Origin of the sequence: Serratia sp. CMO1 (assembly GCF_015689115.1) — a bacterium.
Classification (GTDB): domain Bacteria; phylum Pseudomonadota; class Gammaproteobacteria; order Enterobacterales; family Enterobacteriaceae; genus Serratia; species Serratia marcescens.
Genome location: NZ_CP065032.1, coordinates 911,321 through 929,050 on the forward strand (window position 1 = coordinate 911,321; position 17,730 = coordinate 929,050).

The window sequence follows — 17,730 nt, forward strand, 5'->3', positions numbered from 1 at the left end:
AACTATAGATAACGGATGGCGAGATCGGGAACAAGCGCCTCATCGGTGCATTCTGTGCGCCCCGCGTTGCTTGCCTTTACGGCGCAGATCTACACTGCTGGGAAAACAGTCACTCGCAAGGATTTCCCGATGAGCCACTTTCGTCCTGTCGCCCTCGAACACGCCAGCCGCCTGCTGAACCACGGCCCGACGGTATTGATCACCAGCCGCAGCCGCGACGGCGCCAAACGCAACGTGATGGCCGCCGCCTGGTCGATGCCGGTGGAGTTCAGCCCGCCGCGCATCGCCATTGTGGTGGACAAAGGGGCGCACAGCCGGCAAATGATCGAGGAGAGCGGCGCATTCGGCATTTGCGTGCCGGCGGCCATGTTCATCGACGCCACCTACGCGGTCGGCAGCGTGTCCGGGCTGGATGACGACAAGTTCGCCCGCTTTCACATCGCCGCTGCGCCGAGCGCTACGCTGCAGGTGCCGCTGATCGAACAGGGTTGCGTGGCGTGGCTGGAGTGCCGATTATTGCCGGAAAGCGGCGCGCAGGAAAAATACGACACCTGCTTCGGCGAGGTGTTGAGCGCGGCGGCGGACGAGCGGGTGTTCCAGCAAGGGCGCTGGAACTTCACCGCCGCCAATGCGGATCTGCACACCATTCATCATCTGGGGGCCGGCAACTTCGTGCGCAGCGGCGAGACGCTGCGGGCCAAACCGCTTTAATCGGCTTCGCGCCCGCGGTCGGCATCATAGCGCTCGCGGGCGGCGTCCAGCTCGGGGAAATGGTATTCCGCCCATCGGTCCAGCGCCGTCAGCGTCTCGACCAGCGAGCGGGCGACGGCGCTGAGCCGGTATTCCACATGCGCCTGATTCTTTTCACTGAAATCCAGCCGTTCGAGCAGCCCGTTGCGTTCCAGCTGGCGCAGCGTTTGCGTCAGCACCTTCTGCGAAATGCCGTCGATGCGGCGCAGCAGCTCGCCGTTGCGCATCGGGCGCTGCGCCAGCGCAGGCAGGATCAGCATCACCCACTTGCCGGAAATCAGCGCCAGCGCATCGCGCGCGGAACACTTGCTCGAATAGACGTCGCCGGGATAAGCCATTGGGGGTTACCTTCAGGTGCGTAATTGCCAAGGGGGCGATAAAACCACAGCATAACAGCACCACCTTACAACGGGAGACACAGGATGAACGTGCTGATTGTGCTGGCTCACCCCGAGCCGCATTCTTTCAATGCCCATTTGGCCGAACAGGCGCGGCAGGCCTGGCTGGCGCAGGGGCATCAGGTGAAAACGGTCGATCTGTATCAGGAGGGGTTTGATCCGCGCGAGGGCGCCGGCCACTACCCCAGCAGAAAGCAGGCGGACAGGTTCGATGCGATGCAGGAACAGCGCCATCACTGGACGATCCAGGCGCTGCCGGTGGAGATCCGGCGGCATATTGAGCTGCTGCGCTGGGCGGATACGCTGGTGCTGCAGTTCCCTTTCTGGTGGTTCGGCGCGCCGGCTATCATCAAGGGCTGGATGGATCGGGTGTTCGTTTACGGCGGGATCTACGACAGCCGCCACCGCCATGAGAACGGCGTAATGCGCGGCAAACGGGCGCTGCTGACCGTCACCGCCGGCGCTTCCGCACAGGCCTGCGCGCCGAATGGGCGCGACGGCGACATGCGGCTGATGCTGTGGCCAATCATGCATGCGCTGCACTATATCGGCTTTAGCGTGCTGGAGCCGTTCCTGGTCTATGGCGTGCGCGGCGGGTTGGCGGGTGAAGCTCTGCAGGCGCAAAACGCCGCGTTGGCGCAGGTGACACAGGCGTACCGGGACGGTTTGAACGCGTTTTCCGCCTGGCCGGCGGTGCCGTTCAACCGCAATGAAGATTTTGACGCCGATCTGGCGCTGAAGCCCGGCGCGCCGGTGTACAGCCCGTTCGTGCGGCACTGCGATCCGGCTTAGAACCCGGCCTTCAGCAGTTCCTCGCGCAAATCGTCGATAATCGCCGGTTCGATGTCGGGGAACTGCTGCTGAATATCGGCGATGGCTTCGGCTACGCTGGGGCCGGCGAAAGTGCCGGAGAAGGGCACCAGCGGCAGATTCGCGTCGCTGTCCGGCAGTTCACCGCGGATGGTGCCGGTGATCATGCCCGCTTTTTTTTCCGCCGTGAGGTCGTACTCCCCCACGTTTTTGTCGATCGGTTTCATTGGCCGCCTCGCTGTCGGTGAGTGTTTACCCTGTCTGTTAAAGCATAGTGTTTCAGGCAATGAATACCAATCAATGTATATAATATTAATATAAAACAAAGTGATGCGCGATTTGTCGTTTGACGTTCACCGGGGGCCGGCGCTATGCTCGTGGCGCTAAAGGAACCTTCCTCACTGACAGGGACAGACGACATGAAAAGACTGAAAAGCGCGGCGCTGTTGTTGCCGCTGTTGGCGCTCAGCGCCTGCACTCATCACCTCAGCAGCGCCGAGCAGCATGCCAAACACTACGTTTATCAAACCCGCGACGACTTCGATCCGCAATTCCGCACCGATGTGAACGGCAGCATTAAAAACGCCGTGCCGATGTTCGAACAGTTCTACCAGCAGGGGAAAAAGGATCGCGCGGCGGGCGTGGCGCGCAGCGAGGCGCAGAAAAAGGCCGATTACCTGGCCAGCGCGGAGTTCCAGCAGAACATGGAACACAAAACCATTTTCATCAATCGCGCCTACAGCAGCGCCGACAATCCTAAGCGCCGCCAGGTGCTCTCGCAGGAAGCGGTGGGTGCCTATTGGGACGGCTACGAAGGACGCTGACTTAATCCCTCACAAATAGAAGGTAATAAAAACTGGTCTTCTGGCGGTTATTTGATTATAAAAACCGCCGCTAAGGACGATGTTCATAGATGAAACCAGGAGTGTTTATGTTGGCAAAAGTTAAGCGTTCGTTCGCCGCCGCCGTCGTATTGATGTTGGCGCTGCCCGCGGTTCAGGCCGCGGATTACCGTGCGGGCGAGCAATATACCCGGCTGGATAAGCCGGTGGCCGCCGCGCCGGCGGTGGTGGAGTTCTTCTCCTTCTACTGCGGCCCTTGCTATCAGTTCGCCGAAACCTACCGCGTAGGCGGCACCGTGGCGCAGGCGCTGCCCGCCGGTGAGAAAGTCACCAAATATCACGTCAGCCTGATGGGCAAACTGGGCAATGCGCTGACCGAAGCCTGGGCGGTGGCGACGGTGCTGGGCGTGGAAGACAAGATTGAAGGCGCGATGTTCGACGCGGTGCAGAAACAGCGCGCCGTCAACGGCGCCGACGATATTCAGCGGGTGTTTACGGCGGCCGGCATCGATGCCGCCACCTATGAAAACGCGCGCCACAGCCTGCTGGTCAAAGGATTGATCGCCAAGCAGAACGAAGCGGTGAAAGCGTTCGACGTGCGCGGTACTCCGTCGTTCTACGTGGCAGGCAAATACAAGATAGACAATGCCGGCATGGCCAGCACCAGCGTTGAAGGCTACGCCAAAGAGTACGCGGCGGTGGTGCGCTATCTGTTGGATACGCAGCCTTAAGGCGATGCCTCCCGGCGCCCGATGATCTGTGATCGCGGCGCCAAATCCCCCGCTCGCCATTGATTGTGTGTTAACGGATTGTTATGGTGTTTTTCTGTTCAACGGCGCAGCACCGCTGCTGTTTGAAGGGAGAGATCATGACGGCATTGGCAACGCTCCGGGACGTCGGCTTCGAAGAGTGGCTGGGGAAAATCAACACCGCCTGCGGCCGATTCTGCGCGAAAACGTTGGGGCCCGGCTTCAGCGGGGCGATGCAGGAGTTTCGCGCCCATGCCCTGCGCCTGAGCGTGGTCGACGTGTCTCAGGCCCGGCTGTACCGCACGCCGCGTGAGATCGCCCGCAGCGACGGCGCGCACTTTTTCACCGTCATCCAGCTGCGCGGCAGCGCGTTGATGGAGCAGGGCGATCGCCAAACGCCGCTCTCTCCCGGCGACATGACGCTGATCGATGCCTCACGGCCCAGCAGCTTCACCTTCCAGCGCGATTCGCGCCAAATCTCCCTGTTGTTGCCGCGCGGCTGCCTGCCGCTGCCGCCGCCCTGCGCCCAGCGTCTGGGGGCCGAGCTCAGCGCGGTGCGCCTTAGCCGCCAGCTGGTGCTGAGCAGCATGCAGGATCCTCAGCTCGCCGCGGCGGAAAGCGAGGCGGTGCTGAATGCGCTGGCGGCGCTGCTGCGCCCGGCGTTGGCGCTCGAACAGGCGCGCCCAGAGGGACAACAATCGGTCTTCGACAAGGCGCTGGCGTTGATCGACAGGCATATTCAGTCGGCGCAGCTGCGCCCTGAGTGGGTGGCGGCCGAGTTGGGGGTGTCGTTACGCAGCCTGTATCGGCTGTTCGCCCGTCAGGGGCTGGTGGTGGCGCAGTACATCAGGAACCGCAGGCTGGATCTGTGCGCGCAGGCGCTGCGCAGCGCCGCCGGGCAGGAAAAGCTGGCCGGGGTCGGCCTCGACTGGGGCTTCGCCGATCACAGCCATTTCTCGACTGCTTTCAAGCAGCGTTTCGGCATGTCGCCGAGCGAATACCGTCGGCAGTATCAGTAAGTCAGGGCGCGGGCCAGGCCCGCGCCGCTTCACTCAATAGCGGATGCAGACCGATTTCGACTCGGTGTAGGCATCCAGCCAATCCGGGCCGAAATCGCGGCCGCTGCCCGACTGTTTGAACCCGCCGAACGGCATGTTCGGGTCGATCAGCGTATGGGTGTTGACCCACACGGTGCCGGCCTGAATGCGCGGCGTCAGCGCCATCGCCTGCTGCAGGCTGGTGGTCCACAGGCTGGCGGTCAGCCCGAAGTCGGTGTCATTGGCCTTGCTCAGCGCCTCTTCGGCGCTCGCCACACGGATCAGGTTGACCACCGGGCCGAACACTTCCTCGCGCGTCAGGTTCAGCCGATCGTCCGGGTTGATCACCAGCGTCGGCGGAATGTAGAAGCCGTTGGCGTCCGGCCCGGCCGCGCCGCCGATAAGCTCGGCGTTTTTCGCCCGGGCGTCGTCCAGGTAGGCCGCCACCTTGTTGCGGTGCGCGAGCGACACCAGCGGGTTGATTTGCGCGCCGGTATCCATCCCCGGCCCGACCGACAGCGATTTCACCGCCTGTTCGAATCCGGCTACCAGCCGATCATAAATCGGCGCTTCAATATAAATTCGCGAGCTGGCGGCGCACACCTGCCCTTGGTTGAGGAAACTGCCGAGCATCAGGCCTTCGATCACCTGCTGCGGATCGGCATCTTTCAGCACGATGGCCGGGTTTTTGCCGCCCAGCTCCAGCGTCACGCGGGTCAGGCGATCCGCCGCCGCGCGCGCGATGCTTTTGCCCACCGGGGTGGAGCCGGTAAAGCTGACTTTGGCGATCAGCGGATGTTCGGTCAGCGCCTTGCCGCACACGGTGCCGCGGCCGGTGACCACGTTGAACACGCCCGGCGGCACGCCGGCTTCGCTCGCCAGTTCGGCGATGCGCAGCAGGGTGAGCGGGGTGGTTTCCGACGGCTTGATGACGATGGAGCAGCCCGCCGCCAGCGCCGGCATCACTTTCCACATGCCGATCATCAGCGGGAAGTTCCAGGGCACGATGCCGGCGACCACGCCGATCGGCTCTTTGCGGGTATAAACCTGATATTTGGCGCCCGGCGGCATCGGAATGGAGACGTCCAGCGTCTGGCCGGTGATTTTGGTCGCCAGCCCGGCGGTGTAACGCATCCAGTTCAGGGTGCTGCCGACTTCGAAAGCGCGGGCGATGTTGATGGATTTGCCCTGCTCCAGGGTTTCGAGCTGCGCCAGCTCTTCGGCGTGCTGCTCCACCAGATCGGCGAAGCGCAGCAGGATGCGTTCGCGCTCTACCGGCAGACGCTGCGCCCAGACGCCTTCGCTGAAGGCTTTGTGGGCGGACTGCACCGCCAGCGCGACGTCGTGTTCGTTGGCGTCGGCGGTGGTGGCGATCTGCTGCCCATTGGCGGGGTTATACACCGCCAGGCGGCCTTCCGCGGCGGACGCGCGCCACTGGCCGTCGATATACAGCCCATGCTGACGATCGAGAAAACGCGACACGCTATCCAGCACGGCTACGGTATTGTCAGACATACATCCTCCGATCAGGCTCATCAGGTTATCGTTAACCCTGAGAGTCTAGATCAGCGGTAAAGCGGCGGCTTTGCTCTGCCTGACATTCGGTTTGTCCTGCGTGTCATTTTGCCGTGACGGAACAGTAAACCGCGGCCGGCGGGCGCCGGCCGGGAGGGATCACGAGCTCAGGGTCGCCAGACGGGTGGCGAAACCGAGGAACAGCAGGCCGATCAGGCCGTTGCCGAGCTTCGCCAGGCCTTTCTTGTGATTGAAGAAATGCGCCAGCATCGCGCCGGAGAAGATCAGCGTGCTCATGTAGATAAAGCTGACGGCTTCGAGGATCAGCGCCAGAATGGTGAACGACAGCCCGGTGTGCGCATAGTTGAAGTCGATGAACTGGACGAAGAACGACACGTAAAACAGAATAGCTTTCGGGTTGGTCAGGCTCAGCGTCAGCGACTTGCGCAGAATGCTGTGGCCGCCTTCAATTTGCTGCTGTTGCGCTTGCGCCTGCTGCACGAAGGTGGCGTAGAGGATTTTTGCGCCGAGGAACAGCAGGTAAATCGCGCCGAGAAAACGTACCAGGGTAAACAGGAACGGCGTGGTGCGGATCAGCGAAGCCACGCCGATATAGGCGCAGAAGATCAGGATCGCATCGCCGATAAACACGCCCAGCGCCGCGGTATAGCCGGCGCGCACGCCGCGCGATACGCCGGTTTTCAGCACGTACAGCGTATTCGGCCCCGGCAGAATGATGATGAAGACCACCCCGGCCAAATAGGTCCATAAATTCAGGACGCCAAAACTCTCTAACACAATAACCTCTCCATGCGCGCAACTAACAGGCAGAAACACTGGCCACGCCCGTGGCCGGCCGCGATCCTAACGCCGTGCAACCGGGTTGGCAACGTAATAAACTTCATGTTGTTGGTTAAAAATTGTCGAAACATTGTTGAAAACGTTGGCATCGAATTAAAAAGCAAGAGTCGGCGTGTTTCGCCAATGGCCCGTCACTATGCTGGTTAACATCGAAACCGCAGTGAGGAACGGATGATGAAAAACGTAATCGACAGCGCCGATCCGCGTTGGCTGGCGATCGTCAGCCGCGACAAGCACGCCGACGGCCGCTTTATCTACGCGGTGAAAACCACCGGCGTGTATTGCTCGCCTTCCTGCCCGTCACGCCAGCCGAATCGGCAAAACGTGGAGCTGTTCGACGATGCGGAGCAGGCGGAGGCGGCGGGTTATCGGCCCTGCAAACGCTGCCGGCAAGGGCTGACGCCGCTGACGGAACAGCATGCGCGGCAGATAGCCGCGGCCTGCCGCTATATCGAACGGGCGGAAAAAGCGCCGTCGCTGCAGACGCTGGCGCGCCACGTCGGGTTGAGCCAATACCATTTCCACCGGCTGTTCAAAGCGATCACCGGCCTGACGCCGAAAGGCTACGCCGATGCGCAGCGCAGCCAGCGCTTGCGCGCCGGTCTTACACAGCGGGAAACGGTGACCGACGCGATCTTCGACGCCGGCTATGGCGCCAATGGCCGCTTCTACCAGCAGGCCAACGCCGCGCTGGGCATGACGCCGAAGGCCTATCGGGCGGGCGGCAAAGGCATGCGCATCCATTTCGCCGTCGGGCGCTGTTCGCTGGGCGAGATCCTGGCGGCGCAGAGCGAGGTGGGCATCTGCGCTATTCTGCTGGGGGACGATGCGCAGCAGCTGGTGCAGGATCTGCAGGACAAATTCCCCAACGCCGAGCTGATCGGCGGCGATGCGCAGTATGAAGCGCTGATGGCGCAGGTGGTGGGCCTGATTGAAGCGCCGGAGAACGGGCTGGCGCTGCCGCTGGATATTCGCGGCACCGCGTTTCAACAGCGAGTCTGGCGGGCGCTGCAGGCGATACCGGTCGGCGAAACCGTCAGCTATGCCGATATCGCCCGGCGCATTGGGGCGCCCAAAGCGGTGCGCGCGGTGGCCGGCGCCTGCGCCGCCAACATGCTGGCGGTGGCGATCCCCTGCCACCGGGTGGTGCGCAACGACGGCGCCTTATCCGGCTATCGCTGGGGCGTCGAGCGCAAGAAAGCCTTGCTGGAAAAAGAGGCGCAGCGATGAGCGGCGCGCTGGCGGCCCGGCTGGCCGAATTGGACTGGGCGGCGATCGAGCGCGAACTCGATGCGCAGGGCTGCGCGCGGCTGCCCGGCGTGCTCAGCCAAGAGCTGTGCCGCGAGCTGACAGCGCTCTACCCGCAGGATGCGCACTTCCGCAGCCGCATCGTAATGGCGAAGCACGGTTTTGGCCGCGGCGAGTACCGCTATTTCGCCTATCCGCTGCCGCCGCCGGTGGCCGAGGCGCGCAGCCTGATGTATGCACGGCTGGCGCCGGTGGCCAACCGCTGGAACGCCTTGTTGGGCCTGGCGGCGCGCTATCCCGCCGAACACGAAGCCTACCTGGCCGAATGCCACCGGGCCGGCCAACGGCGGCCGACGCCGCTGCTGTTGCGCTACGAAACAGGGGATTACAACTGCCTGCATCAGGATCTGTACGGCGAGCGGGTGTTTCCGCTGCAGGTGGCGTTTTTGCTCTCCGTCCCCGAACGGGATTTCACCGGCGGCGAATTTGTGCTGACCGAACAGCGGCCGCGGATGCAGAGCCGGCCGGAGGTGGTGCCACTGCAGCAGGGCGACGCGGTGGTGTTCGCCGTGCATCACCGGCCGGTGGCGGGAATGAAAGGTTACTATCGGGTCAATCTGCGCCACGGCGTCAGCCGGATACGCACCGGCCAACGCCATACGCTAGGGGTGATCTTTCACGACGCGCTATAGCTTGCGCGCCAGCAGGGTGGCGAAGCGCAGCGAGATGCGGTTGCCGTTGGCGTCGGTCTTATGCAGTTGGCCGACGTCTTCGTTGTATTTGAGGATTTCCCAGTCGCGATAATAATGCTTCAGCTCACCCGGGCTGAAGGTGAACGGGAACGGCAGCGGGCAGGGATAATCTTCGGTATCCATCGCCGCCACGATCAGGTTATGGCCGCCGCGCACGGTGCTGTCCTGCATGTTTTGCACGATATGCGGGATTTGCTGCCGCTCGAGGAACATCAACACCACGGTGGACAGGATGAAGTCATATTCGCCGCTGAAGCGGTGAGTATTGAGATCCTGCACCCCGGCGCGCAGGCGGGTCAGCTGCTCGGCGTCGACGATCTGGTTGAGGCGAGCTATCGACGGCGCGTGCTTGTCCCAGGCGGTGACGTCGAAACCTTTCAGATTGAGATAGAGCGAATTGCGGCCGCCGCCGCAGCCCAGATCCAGCGCCTTGCCCGGCGCGATGCGCGCCGCCGCCTCGATCACTTCGGAGTGGGTGCGCGTCAGTTCGTATTTCTTGTGGTAGTAATCTTCCGGCGTGCAGTAAAACGCCAGCCGGCAGGTCATGTCGTCCGAGAAGGAAACGATGCGATGCCACTGCTGCGGCGCGATAAACGGCGGCTGGCTTTCGGGGCTGAACTGCCAGGTTTCGGTGGTGGCGCCGTCTTCGGTCATCATGGCGAACGTCAGGTTGCCGCTCAGCACGGTGAGCTTCGCCCAGGTGCCGCTCTGGGTGTTGTGGCGCTGGCGGAAGGCTTCCGGCAGCGTATCGCTGTTCCATTCCGGCAGGGTTTTATAGCAAAGCAGCTGCTGCTCCATAGGGGGCTCCTCTGGCTGGGTGAGCAAAGTGATTTATATGATGTATATAAAATACATCTTTATGCGTCATTTGAAAATCCCGAGCTTCGATAACCTATTGCTACAAACGGCGGCGCATACGGGTGGTGACCGCATCGAAACCTAACTTGGAATACAGGCGTGCGGCCGTCGGATTATCGTTGAACACCGTCAGTTCGGCATATTCCGCCCCCTGTGCTCTCGCCGCGTCCAGCACCGCGTTTAGTACCCGTTCGCCATAACCTTTGCCACGCCAGGCGTGTGTCACTTCAAAATCATAGATAAACAGCTGCTTACCGAAGGTTCGTTGCTCAATGGCGTACCAGACGGTGGCGATGCTGTCCTCGACATTCGGCAGTCTCGCGCATACCAACCGTTGATCGGGCATCGCCAGCCCTCGTTTGAAATTGGCTTCGGCCTCGATCAACGCGTGTTCCTGGCTGAGCTGAAACGAACGCGCCAAATCGTCTGCGTAAGCCTTTACCCCGTATTTACGGTAGTGATCCAGTTCCTGCGTCGTCATTTCTTTGAGTTCGATCATTTTGTTCTCCCTGCGTTGTTGGGTATTTCCCGGCCCACCTGTGCGGCGGAACGGGTATATTTATACTGGATTGTGCGCGGCGGCTGGGCTAATTTCAGTGCTGTTCATGTCATCACGTTCAGGGAAAAGATGCCGATACCTCGTTTATTCCACCCGATGCCCTTCCGTTTGCTGAGCCTGGCCGCGCTGCTGGCGCTGGCGGGCTGTACCAGCAAGACCACCACCACGGCGCCGGCGGCGCGTCCCGCCGACGTCAAAGCCCGACTGATGACGCTGATCCCGGCCAACGCCGGCGATCGTCAGGGCTGGGCCACCGATATTACCGCCGCCTTTGCCGCGCAGGGCATCGAACCGAGCGATGAGAACCTGTGTTCGGTGCTGGCGGTGACCGAACAAGAGTCGACGTTCCAGGCTAACCCGCAGGTGCCGGGGCTGCCGAAGATCGCCTGGAAAGAGATCGACCGCCGCGCCGATCAGATGCACATCCCGAACTTTTTGGTGCATACCGCGTTGAAGATCTCGTCGTCGAACGGCCAGAGCTACAGCGAGCGTCTGGATAAGGTGCGCACGGAGAAGGATCTGAGCGATATCTTCGATGACATGATCGACCGCGTGCCGATGGGACAGAAACTGTTCGGCCATTTGAACCCGGTACATACCGGCGGCCCGATGCAGGTGAGCATCGCCTTCGCCGAGGCGCACGCCAAAGGGTATCCTTATCCGGTCGACGGCTCGATTCGCCGCGAAGTTTTCAGCCGGCGCGGCGGTATGTACTTCGGCATTATGCATTTGCTGGGGTACCCGGCCGATTACAGCCGGCCGATTTACCGCTTTGCCGACTTCAACGCCGGCTGGTACGCCAGCCGCAACGCGGCGTTCCAAAACGCGGTCAGCCGGGCGAGCGCCATTCCGCTGGCGCTGGACGGCGATCTGATCGACTTCAGCAGCGACAAGCCCGGCTCGACCGAGCTGGCGGTGCGCACGCTCGGCAAGCGCCTGAACATGAGCGACAGCGCCATTCGCCGGGCGCTTGAGAAAGGCGATACGGCTGACTTTGCCGATACCGACCTGTATAAGAAGGTCTTTGCGTTGGCGGGCGGCAAGCTGCCGCGTGAGATGCTGCCGGGCATTCAGCTGGAAAGCCCGAAAATCACCCGCAAGCTGACCACCGCCTGGTTCGCCAAGCGGGTGGATGAACGCCGCCAGCGTTGCATGGCGCGCGCCGGCGGGTAACGGCATGAAAAACGCCGCCGGCAGCCTGAACCACCGGCGGCGCGATCATCGCGTCTCAGGCGCTGCGGCGCGGGTTGGTCAGGCCGAAGTTAAAGCTGTTGCAGCGGTTACAGAACTCTTTCATCACTGGCGGCGTGTCCATCATCGGCACTTTCACCTCGATAAACGCCAGCCGATCCTGCCGCGAGGCGTGTTCCAGGGCCATTTCCAACTGTTGTGTGGTTTCCACCGCCACGCTGAACGGCTGCGCCTGGGTATTCAATACCGCCGGCAGTTTGGCGTAGTCCCACGGGCTGATGTCGTTGTAGGACGAGTTTTCGCCGAGGATATAGCGTTCGATGGTGTAACCGTCATTGTTGATCAGGAAGATGATCGGTTTTTGTTCACAGCGCAGCAGGGTGGACACTTCCTGCGCGGTAAGCTGGAAGGAGCCGTCGCCGATGAACAGCAGGTGACGGCGTTCAGGAGCCGCCATCAGGGTGCCGAGCAGCGCCGGCAGGGTATAACCGATCGAGCCCCAAATCGGTTGGTTGACCACCTTGACGCCGCCCGGCATGCGCATGCCGCCGATGGCCGCGCCCGAGGTGCCGTTTTCCACCACCACCACATCATCCGCCTGAATGAAGCGTTGGATCCGCCGCCACAGATAGGCCTGGTCGAGAGGCGCGTCGCTCGGCGTCGCCAGCTTGTCACGCGGATCGGCCAGCGGTGATAAAGGCTGCGCCGGCGCGTCTTCGCTCAGATCCAACAGCGCCTGCAGCAGATCCGCCGTCGACACCGCCGGGTAGGAAGTCTTGTCCAGCGTCATCGAGAACGGCTGAATATCTACCTGAGCGGCGGCGGGAATTTGCTGCGAGAAATAGCCGGTGGTGGAGTCCACCAGACGCACGCCGAAACTCAGCACGCAGTCCGAGTGGGCCATGCGTTCATAGAGTTCGGGGCGCGATAGGTTGCCGCTGTAGCCGCCCATCCAACCGGCGGTATCTTCCGGAATAATGCATTTGGCGGTTGGCATATTGGTCAGCGGAATGGCAAAGCGGTGAGCGACGGCGATAACCTGCTGCTGCAACCGATAACGATCCACCATTTGGTCGACCAATATGATCGGGCGCTGTGCGCGTTTTATTTTGGTTAACAGCGCCATCGCCGCTAATTGCACATTGTATTTATCGCTCGCCGGCAACTGCGGCGGTGCTGCGGCTGCGGCAACTTCAATTTCGACATCGCAAATATCAGACGGCAGCTGTAAATATACCGGTTTCTTCTCTATCCAGGCGCGAGAAATAACGCGTGGAATTTCCTGAGCGGCATTTTCCGGCGTGATCAGAGCCTGAGCGACGGTGAATTGTTTAAAGCAGTTCATGACGTTGTCGAAATTGCCGTCGCCCAGGGTATGGTGCAATAGCTGATGATTCTTCATCGCGTGCAGCGGCGGCGTGCCGGCGATGCAGACCACAGGTGAAGATTCGGCATAGGCGCCGGCGATGCCGGACAACGCGGCCAGATCGCCGACGCCGTAGGTGACGATCAGCGCGCCGGCGCCTTTCATCCGTGCGTAGCCGTCAGCGGCGTAGGAGGCGTTCAATTCATTGCAGTTGCCGACAAATGTCAGCCGTTCGTCGCTTTCCAACAGCTCCAGCAGGCTGAGGTTATAGTCGCCGGGCACGCCGTAAATACGATCGACGCTCAGGGCATGAAGCTGTTGCAGAATGAATGACCCGATAGTTATTTTCATTGATTGCTCCGGATTATTTATCTTTATTTTGTCAGGCGAAAATCAGCAAAAATAAATTGCTGGCGATGTTGTGTCGTTAGCATTAACAGTTATTTAAAGTCTCGGCTTGTTCAAGATAAGGAGGGCGGCCGGTGAATAGGCGGTTTGTATTCGGCGCTTTACGCGATTGAGTAATACATAAAAAGTAGGGTTATTGGATATTGGGAAGAGACGGTATTTTTCATTGACGGTATATCGGCAGAGAAGCGGCGGCGCATTGGCATTTATCGTGATGCAGGGCGAGACATCCGGTACTTTTGACGCCGCGTTAAATCCCATCGGGTGGCGTAACGCTTTTTGCCTGAGAAAGAAAAGCAGAGCCTGGCATAAAGGGGCATTTTGGTGATCCGCCGCACGCTTATTTCACGAAACCATCCCGTAACCAATAAAAAACAAAAAATTAACAACAGGGTTTTTTTATTCGGTCATGGTTGTCAGTTTTGCTTTACAGATGCCGCAATGCGCGCCGCGTCGGGCCGGTGTAAAAATGGGCCGTCACGGGCGTTAATATAACGTGGCGGTCATCACATTCTGTGGGAAGTGATACGTAAACTTTTCTCTACGTGTGCACGGATGGCGTATACCTACCAGAGGGGATCATATCCCATCAGTGCTGGCCTGAGAGGGGGAAGTGTGATGAAAGGCTATCGGCATATTTTGGTACTGATTCATAACGAGCGTGATGGGCTGCCGTTGCTGAGTCAAGCGGCGGCGATGGTGCGCGGGCAGCCAATCGCCCTCACTGTCGGCCATCTTAACGCCGACTATGCGGAGCTGGAGTACGGCAGCGATGCGTTAATCAAGGATCGCCAGGCGCAGGAAGTGATCGCCGCCAAGGCGATGCTGAGCCGGTTGGTGAGCGCCGTCGATGTGCCGGTCGCGGTCAAGGAGATTGTCACCATAAGGCGCTTTAAGGACGTGAGCGATTTTATTCACCAGGCCGGCATCGATCTGGTGGTGGTCGGGCACCAAAACCGCCTGTTCGGCCTCTATTCCTCTTATTCCCTGGCGTTTGTGAACCGTCTCGATGTCGATGTGTTGGTCAAGCATCTTGCTCGCGAGTCGCGTGCGACAAAGCGGATTTTTCCCACGGTTTTGCCGCCCGAAAGGCAATAGCATGCGGATACCGGTACGGTTTGTCCTGAATTATTGGGCATTTTCCGGTGCTAAACTTAACCAAAGCACAACGGGCGTTGGATAAATTAGATACGGCTTGATCTTGCCTGGGCTATCGGTAAAGATCTGCGGCCGTATTTTTACAGGAGCTTTACGATGTTTCTAAAACGGACCCTTTTGGCGTGTTCTCTGGCGTTGATATTTCCTGCACTGCCTTCTTATGCTGAGGTTGGTACAGAAAGTGGCAATGCCGCACAGGCTGAAAAACCGGGTTTATGGCAGCGTTTTACCGATAACGTGGCGGAGACCTGGAACAACTCGCCTAACCACGATCTCTATATCCCGGCCATCACCTGGCACAACCGTTGGACTTATGATGATGAGCATATCGATAAGTACAACGAACGCCCGTGGGGCGCCGGTTACGGCATCTCCCGCTACGACAGCGACGGTGACTGGCACGGCATCTATATCATGGCGTTCAAGGACTCCTTCAACAAATGGGAGCCGATCGGCGGTTACGCCTACGAGAAGATCTGGCGCCCGCTGGATGACAAGGATTTTCGCCTGGGGCTGGGCTTCACCGCCAGCGTCACCGCGCGCGACAACTGGAATTACATCCCTATTCCGGCGCCGCTGCCGCTGGCCTCTATCGGCTATCAGCGGCTGACGTTCCAGGCGACCTACATTCCCGGCACCTATAACAACGGCAACGTGTTCTTCGCCTGGCTGCGCTGGCAGTTCTAAACTTCCTGAATTCCGAAAAACGGCGCGGCGGCGAGATAAAAGGAACTTGTCGCCGCCGACGGCGTCGGAAGGGTATCCCGGCGCGCTGCGCCGATTGCATGCCGTTATGACAGGAGTTTCACCACTATGATCACCAAACATCGTTTATTGCTGGCTTTAGCGCTGTCCGCTACCCTGGCCAGCGGTGCCTCCCAGGCCGCCGGGCTGATGGATTCCCTCAGCAGCGCAGCGGGCGAACTGAGCAAGTCGGGCGGCGACAGCAGCGGCGGCATGTCGCTCTCCTCGTTGACCGGCCTGCTGAACGGCGGCGACAAGGCGTTGAGCTCCAGCAGCATGACCAATGCCGCCGGTATCCTGCAGTACTGCGTGAAAAACAATGTGCTGTCGGCTAACGGCGCCGAAGGGGTGAAAGATCAGCTGCTCAGCAAGCTGGGCATCACCAGCACCGAAAACGCCAAGAGCCAGGATTATCAGCAGGGCCTGGGCGGCTTGCTGCAGACCGGCGAAGGCAAGAGTCTGGATCTGAACAGCCTGGGCACCTCGCAGATCACCGAGAAGGTGAAGCAAAAAGCCTGCGATCTGGTGCTGAAACAGGGCAAATCCTTTATTTCATGATGAGCGAACGGCGGAGCGCTCCGCCGTTCGTTTTTGCATAAGCTGAAAAAATGAAAAAAACGTTGATGCTTTCCCTGCTGGCAGGGATGACGATGTTGCAGGGGTGTTCCGTGAAATCCAATGAGGCGCCGCCACCGCCGCAGGTGAAACCGATCGGCATGGCGAACCCGGCCGACGTGTACTGCACCCAAATCGGCGGCAAGTTGAACGCCAAAGAGAATGCGGCAGGCCAGTATTCCACCTGTACCTTGCCGAGTGGGCAGGAAATTGAAAGCTGGGAACTGTTCCGCCGCGATCATCCGGTGAAAAAGTAACCCTATGCGGCGCCGGCTCTTCCGCCCGGCGCCCGATCAGAATTGGCGATCGCCTATCGGCTGCAGCTGCAGGCTGCCATCCTTCTGTGGCGTCAGCGGCATGCGCCAATCGCGCTGTTCATCCAGGTTGAACGGCCGGGAGCGGAACATGCAGCCGGTCTTGATGTTCTTGATTTTCATCACGTGTTCCGCGTCCGCATTGATTTTTACCTCGAAGCTGCCGGCGGGCGGAATAAAGACTTCCGCCAGCTGTTGCGGCGCCGCCGGCGTTTCCAGTTTGACCAGCACCGCGAAATCGTTGCCCTGATTATCCAGCGTCAGCCGATGCAGGCCGGATGCGGGCAGCCGCGTCGGCTGATGCAGATAACCGGCTGAGGCGGGCCACGGCTGGCCGGCATTGTCGTGCAACGGCCCACCGCACTGTTCGCGCGCCTCTCGCAGCGGCATTTCGCGCTTGATTGCGCGATTGTAATCGGCGGGGGCGGCGAGGCTGAATTCGTCGTCATATTGGTGGGCGTGCAGATAGCGCTTGGCGCCGAGCACCCCAACGGCGACCAGCATGAAGAACAAAAATATCCTCAGGCGATTTTTGAAAATCAGTCCGAACAGCTTCCCGGGGAGTTGAAACAGCCACCTTGCGATCGTCAATAACATTGTTTTCCCTTAGCGCCCAAGCCGTTACGTCTGCGGTAACTTCGCTTGCCTCAGTATAGCCAACATCCCGCAGGCGAAAATCCTGCCCGGCGATTTTTCTTCCGCCCTGGATTGTACGTTTTTGTTTGTTTGTGTACATTTATGATCACTTTTAGCGTCACCGGATTGACATGATGTCCAAACTGTTACCGAATGAGCGTCACCAGGCCATTCTTGACACGCTCCGTCAACAGGGGCGGGTGCTGGCCCTGGAGATGGCGCAGCGGCTGAACACCACCGAAGCGACCATCCGCCGCGATCTGCGCCAGCTGGCGGCGCAGAACCTGTGCAAACGCATCTATGGCGGCGCGCTGGCGCCGACGCCGGCCGAGGGGCCCGTTGCGACGCGCATTGCGCTCAGCGGTGACGAGAAGCTGGCGCTGGCGCAAACCGCGCTGGGGGTGATCGGTGAAGAACAGCTGATCTTCCTCGACGCCGGCAGCACCCACCTGTATCTGGCGGATCTGTTGCCGCGCGATCGGCGTTTAACGGTGGTGACCAATGCATTGAGCATCGCCGGCAAAATGCTGGAGCGGCCGGGGATCCGCACCATCCTGATCGGTGGCGAGTTGGATGCGCAGGTCGGCGGCTGCGTGGACGCCAAGGCCGCGGAAGAAATCGACGGTTTCCATTTCGATTTGGTGTTCACCGGCATTTGCGCCTACGACCCGGCCGGCGGCTTCTCCGCGTTGAGCTACCAGGACGCCACCTTCAAAAAGCGGCTGTTGACGCGCGCCGGCAGCGTGGCGGTGCTGTGCACCCGCGACAAGCTCAATACCTACGCCCCTTACCCCTTCCTGCCCGCCGGGCGGGTGGATCATCTGGTGACGGCGCGCGGCGCGCACCCGCAGCTTGAGCTGCAGGTGGCGCAGGGCGGCGGCCAGGTTTGGCACAGCGATTTACCGACCGGAGAATGATG

At 60.6% G+C, this 17,730-nt stretch carries 22 protein-coding genes; 13 read left to right on the top strand and 9 right to left on the bottom strand.

What is annotated here, in order from left to right; genetic code table 11:
• The first annotated feature begins 129 nt into the window (after positions 1–129).
• Positions 130–711 carry a flavin reductase family protein gene (locus tag IT763_RS04200; RefSeq protein WP_033641194.1) on the top strand — a complete coding sequence of 194 codons (582 nt, stop codon included), beginning with the start codon at positions 130–132 and terminating at the stop codon, positions 709–711.
• Here the strand turns inward: IT763_RS04200 and IT763_RS04205 are convergent.
• A complete protein-coding gene (locus IT763_RS04205) occupies positions 708–1,088 on the bottom strand; it encodes a helix-turn-helix domain-containing protein (RefSeq protein WP_049299714.1) in 381 nt (126 codons plus the stop codon). The two genes, IT763_RS04200 and IT763_RS04205, sit on opposite strands and share 4 nt — an antisense overlap.
• An 84-nt stretch (positions 1,089–1,172) precedes the next feature.
• Here IT763_RS04205 and IT763_RS04210 point away from each other — a divergent pair, with 84 nt between their 5' ends.
• Positions 1,173–1,940: an NAD(P)H-dependent oxidoreductase gene (locus IT763_RS04210; protein WP_049299713.1), complete on the top strand. Its 768-nt coding sequence runs from the start codon at positions 1,173–1,175 to the stop codon at positions 1,938–1,940.
• On the opposite strand, the gene IT763_RS04215 is transcribed toward IT763_RS04210, so the two are convergent.
• A complete protein-coding gene (locus IT763_RS04215) occupies positions 1,937–2,185 on the bottom strand; it encodes a hypothetical protein (protein WP_016928938.1) in 249 nt (82 codons plus the stop codon). The genes IT763_RS04210 and IT763_RS04215 overlap by 4 nt on opposite strands.
• Before the next feature lie 192 nt (positions 2,186–2,377).
• Between IT763_RS04215 and IT763_RS04220 the strand changes: the two genes are divergently transcribed.
• The 3 genes from IT763_RS04220 to feaR all read left to right on the top strand — a co-directional run bounded on the left by IT763_RS04220 (position 2,378) and on the right by feaR (position 4,568).
• Positions 2,378–2,782 carry an Exc2 family lipoprotein gene (locus IT763_RS04220; protein ID WP_016928937.1) on the top strand — a complete coding sequence of 135 codons (405 nt, stop codon included), beginning with the start codon at positions 2,378–2,380 and terminating at the stop codon, positions 2,780–2,782.
• 107 nt (positions 2,783–2,889) lie between these two features.
• The gene (locus IT763_RS04225; RefSeq protein WP_049299712.1) at positions 2,890–3,531 is read left to right on the top strand and encodes a DsbA family protein; all 642 of its coding nucleotides are present in this window, start codon (positions 2,890–2,892) and stop codon (positions 3,529–3,531) included.
• 137 nt (positions 3,532–3,668) lie between these two features.
• Entirely contained in the window at positions 3,669–4,568 is a 900-nt protein-coding gene (feaR, locus tag IT763_RS04230) for a transcriptional regulator FeaR (RefSeq protein WP_193843291.1), read from the top strand.
• Positions 4,569–4,601: 33 nt separating this feature from the next.
• Here feaR and IT763_RS04235 read toward each other — a convergent pair whose 3' ends face one another.
• Both IT763_RS04235 and leuE read right to left on the bottom strand, forming a co-directional pair.
• Positions 4,602–6,101: an aldehyde dehydrogenase family protein gene (locus IT763_RS04235; protein ID WP_016928934.1), complete on the bottom strand. Its 1,500-nt coding sequence runs from the start codon at positions 6,099–6,101 to the stop codon at positions 4,602–4,604.
• A 159-nt stretch (positions 6,102–6,260) separates the two neighbouring features.
• Complete coding sequence (gene leuE / locus IT763_RS04240) at positions 6,261–6,899, bottom strand: leucine efflux protein LeuE (protein ID WP_049299711.1); 639 nt, start codon at positions 6,897–6,899, stop codon at positions 6,261–6,263.
• A 237-nt stretch (positions 6,900–7,136) separates the two neighbouring features.
• On the opposite strand from leuE, the gene ada reads away from it, so the two are divergent.
• Positions 7,137–8,192 (top strand): bifunctional DNA-binding transcriptional regulator/O6-methylguanine-DNA methyltransferase Ada, encoded by a 1,056-nt coding sequence (ada, locus tag IT763_RS04245; RefSeq protein WP_110146715.1) that lies wholly within the window; start codon positions 7,137–7,139, stop codon positions 8,190–8,192.
• Positions 8,189–8,902 (top strand): 2OG-Fe(II) oxygenase, encoded by a 714-nt coding sequence (locus IT763_RS04250; RefSeq protein WP_049299709.1) that lies wholly within the window; start codon positions 8,189–8,191, stop codon positions 8,900–8,902. The genes ada and IT763_RS04250 overlap by 4 nt, the downstream gene beginning before the upstream one ends.
• On the opposite strand, the gene tehB is transcribed toward IT763_RS04250, so the two are convergent.
• Positions 8,897–9,760, bottom strand: coding sequence for an SAM-dependent methyltransferase TehB (gene tehB / locus IT763_RS04255; protein WP_016928930.1), 864 nt, complete (start codon positions 9,758–9,760; stop codon positions 8,897–8,899). The genes IT763_RS04250 and tehB overlap by 6 nt on opposite strands.
• Before the next feature lie 100 nt (positions 9,761–9,860).
• Positions 9,861–10,319: an N-acetyltransferase gene (locus tag IT763_RS04260; protein WP_049299708.1), complete on the bottom strand. Its 459-nt coding sequence runs from the start codon at positions 10,317–10,319 to the stop codon at positions 9,861–9,863.
• A 129-nt stretch (positions 10,320–10,448) separates the two neighbouring features.
• Between IT763_RS04260 and IT763_RS04265 the strand changes: the two genes are divergently transcribed.
• Positions 10,449–11,552: a DUF1615 domain-containing protein gene (locus tag IT763_RS04265; protein ID WP_049299707.1), complete on the top strand. Its 1,104-nt coding sequence runs from the start codon at positions 10,449–10,451 to the stop codon at positions 11,550–11,552.
• 55 nt (positions 11,553–11,607) lie between these two features.
• On the opposite strand, the gene IT763_RS04270 is transcribed toward IT763_RS04265, so the two are convergent.
• A complete protein-coding gene (locus IT763_RS04270) occupies positions 11,608–13,287 on the bottom strand; it encodes an alpha-keto acid decarboxylase family protein (protein ID WP_016928928.1) in 1,680 nt (559 codons plus the stop codon).
• A gap of 675 nt (positions 13,288–13,962) precedes the next feature.
• Between IT763_RS04270 and IT763_RS04275 the strand changes: the two genes are divergently transcribed.
• From IT763_RS04275 to IT763_RS04290, 4 genes are all read left to right on the top strand, one after another.
• Complete coding sequence (locus IT763_RS04275) at positions 13,963–14,442, top strand: universal stress protein (RefSeq protein WP_176063892.1); 480 nt, start codon at positions 13,963–13,965, stop codon at positions 14,440–14,442.
• A gap of 156 nt (positions 14,443–14,598) precedes the next feature.
• Positions 14,599–15,189, top strand: coding sequence for a lipid IV(A) palmitoyltransferase PagP (gene pagP / locus IT763_RS04280; RefSeq protein WP_004940603.1), 591 nt, complete (start codon positions 14,599–14,601; stop codon positions 15,187–15,189).
• Positions 15,190–15,315: 126 nt separating this feature from the next.
• Complete coding sequence (locus tag IT763_RS04285) at positions 15,316–15,804, top strand: DUF2501 domain-containing protein (protein WP_033637239.1); 489 nt, start codon at positions 15,316–15,318, stop codon at positions 15,802–15,804.
• Positions 15,805–15,854: 50 nt separating this feature from the next.
• Complete coding sequence (locus IT763_RS04290; protein WP_016928925.1) at positions 15,855–16,118, top strand: DUF333 domain-containing protein; 264 nt, start codon at positions 15,855–15,857, stop codon at positions 16,116–16,118.
• Positions 16,119–16,154: 36 nt separating this feature from the next.
• Here the strand turns inward: IT763_RS04290 and IT763_RS04295 are convergent, their stop codons facing one another.
• Entirely contained in the window at positions 16,155–16,679 is a 525-nt protein-coding gene (locus IT763_RS04295) for a hypothetical protein (RefSeq protein ID WP_240430143.1), read from the bottom strand.
• Positions 16,621–16,911 carry a hypothetical protein gene (locus tag IT763_RS23330; protein ID WP_228009799.1) on the bottom strand — a complete coding sequence of 97 codons (291 nt, stop codon included), beginning with the start codon at positions 16,909–16,911 and terminating at the stop codon, positions 16,621–16,623. The genes IT763_RS04295 and IT763_RS23330 overlap by 59 nt, the downstream gene beginning before the upstream one ends.
• A 34-nt stretch (positions 16,912–16,945) precedes the next feature.
• Between IT763_RS23330 and IT763_RS04300 the strand changes: the two genes are divergently transcribed.
• Positions 16,946–17,728 carry a DeoR/GlpR family DNA-binding transcription regulator gene (locus IT763_RS04300; protein WP_016928923.1) on the top strand — a complete coding sequence of 261 codons (783 nt, stop codon included), beginning with the start codon at positions 16,946–16,948 and terminating at the stop codon, positions 17,726–17,728.
• The last annotated feature ends 2 nt before the right edge of the window (positions 17,729–17,730 follow it).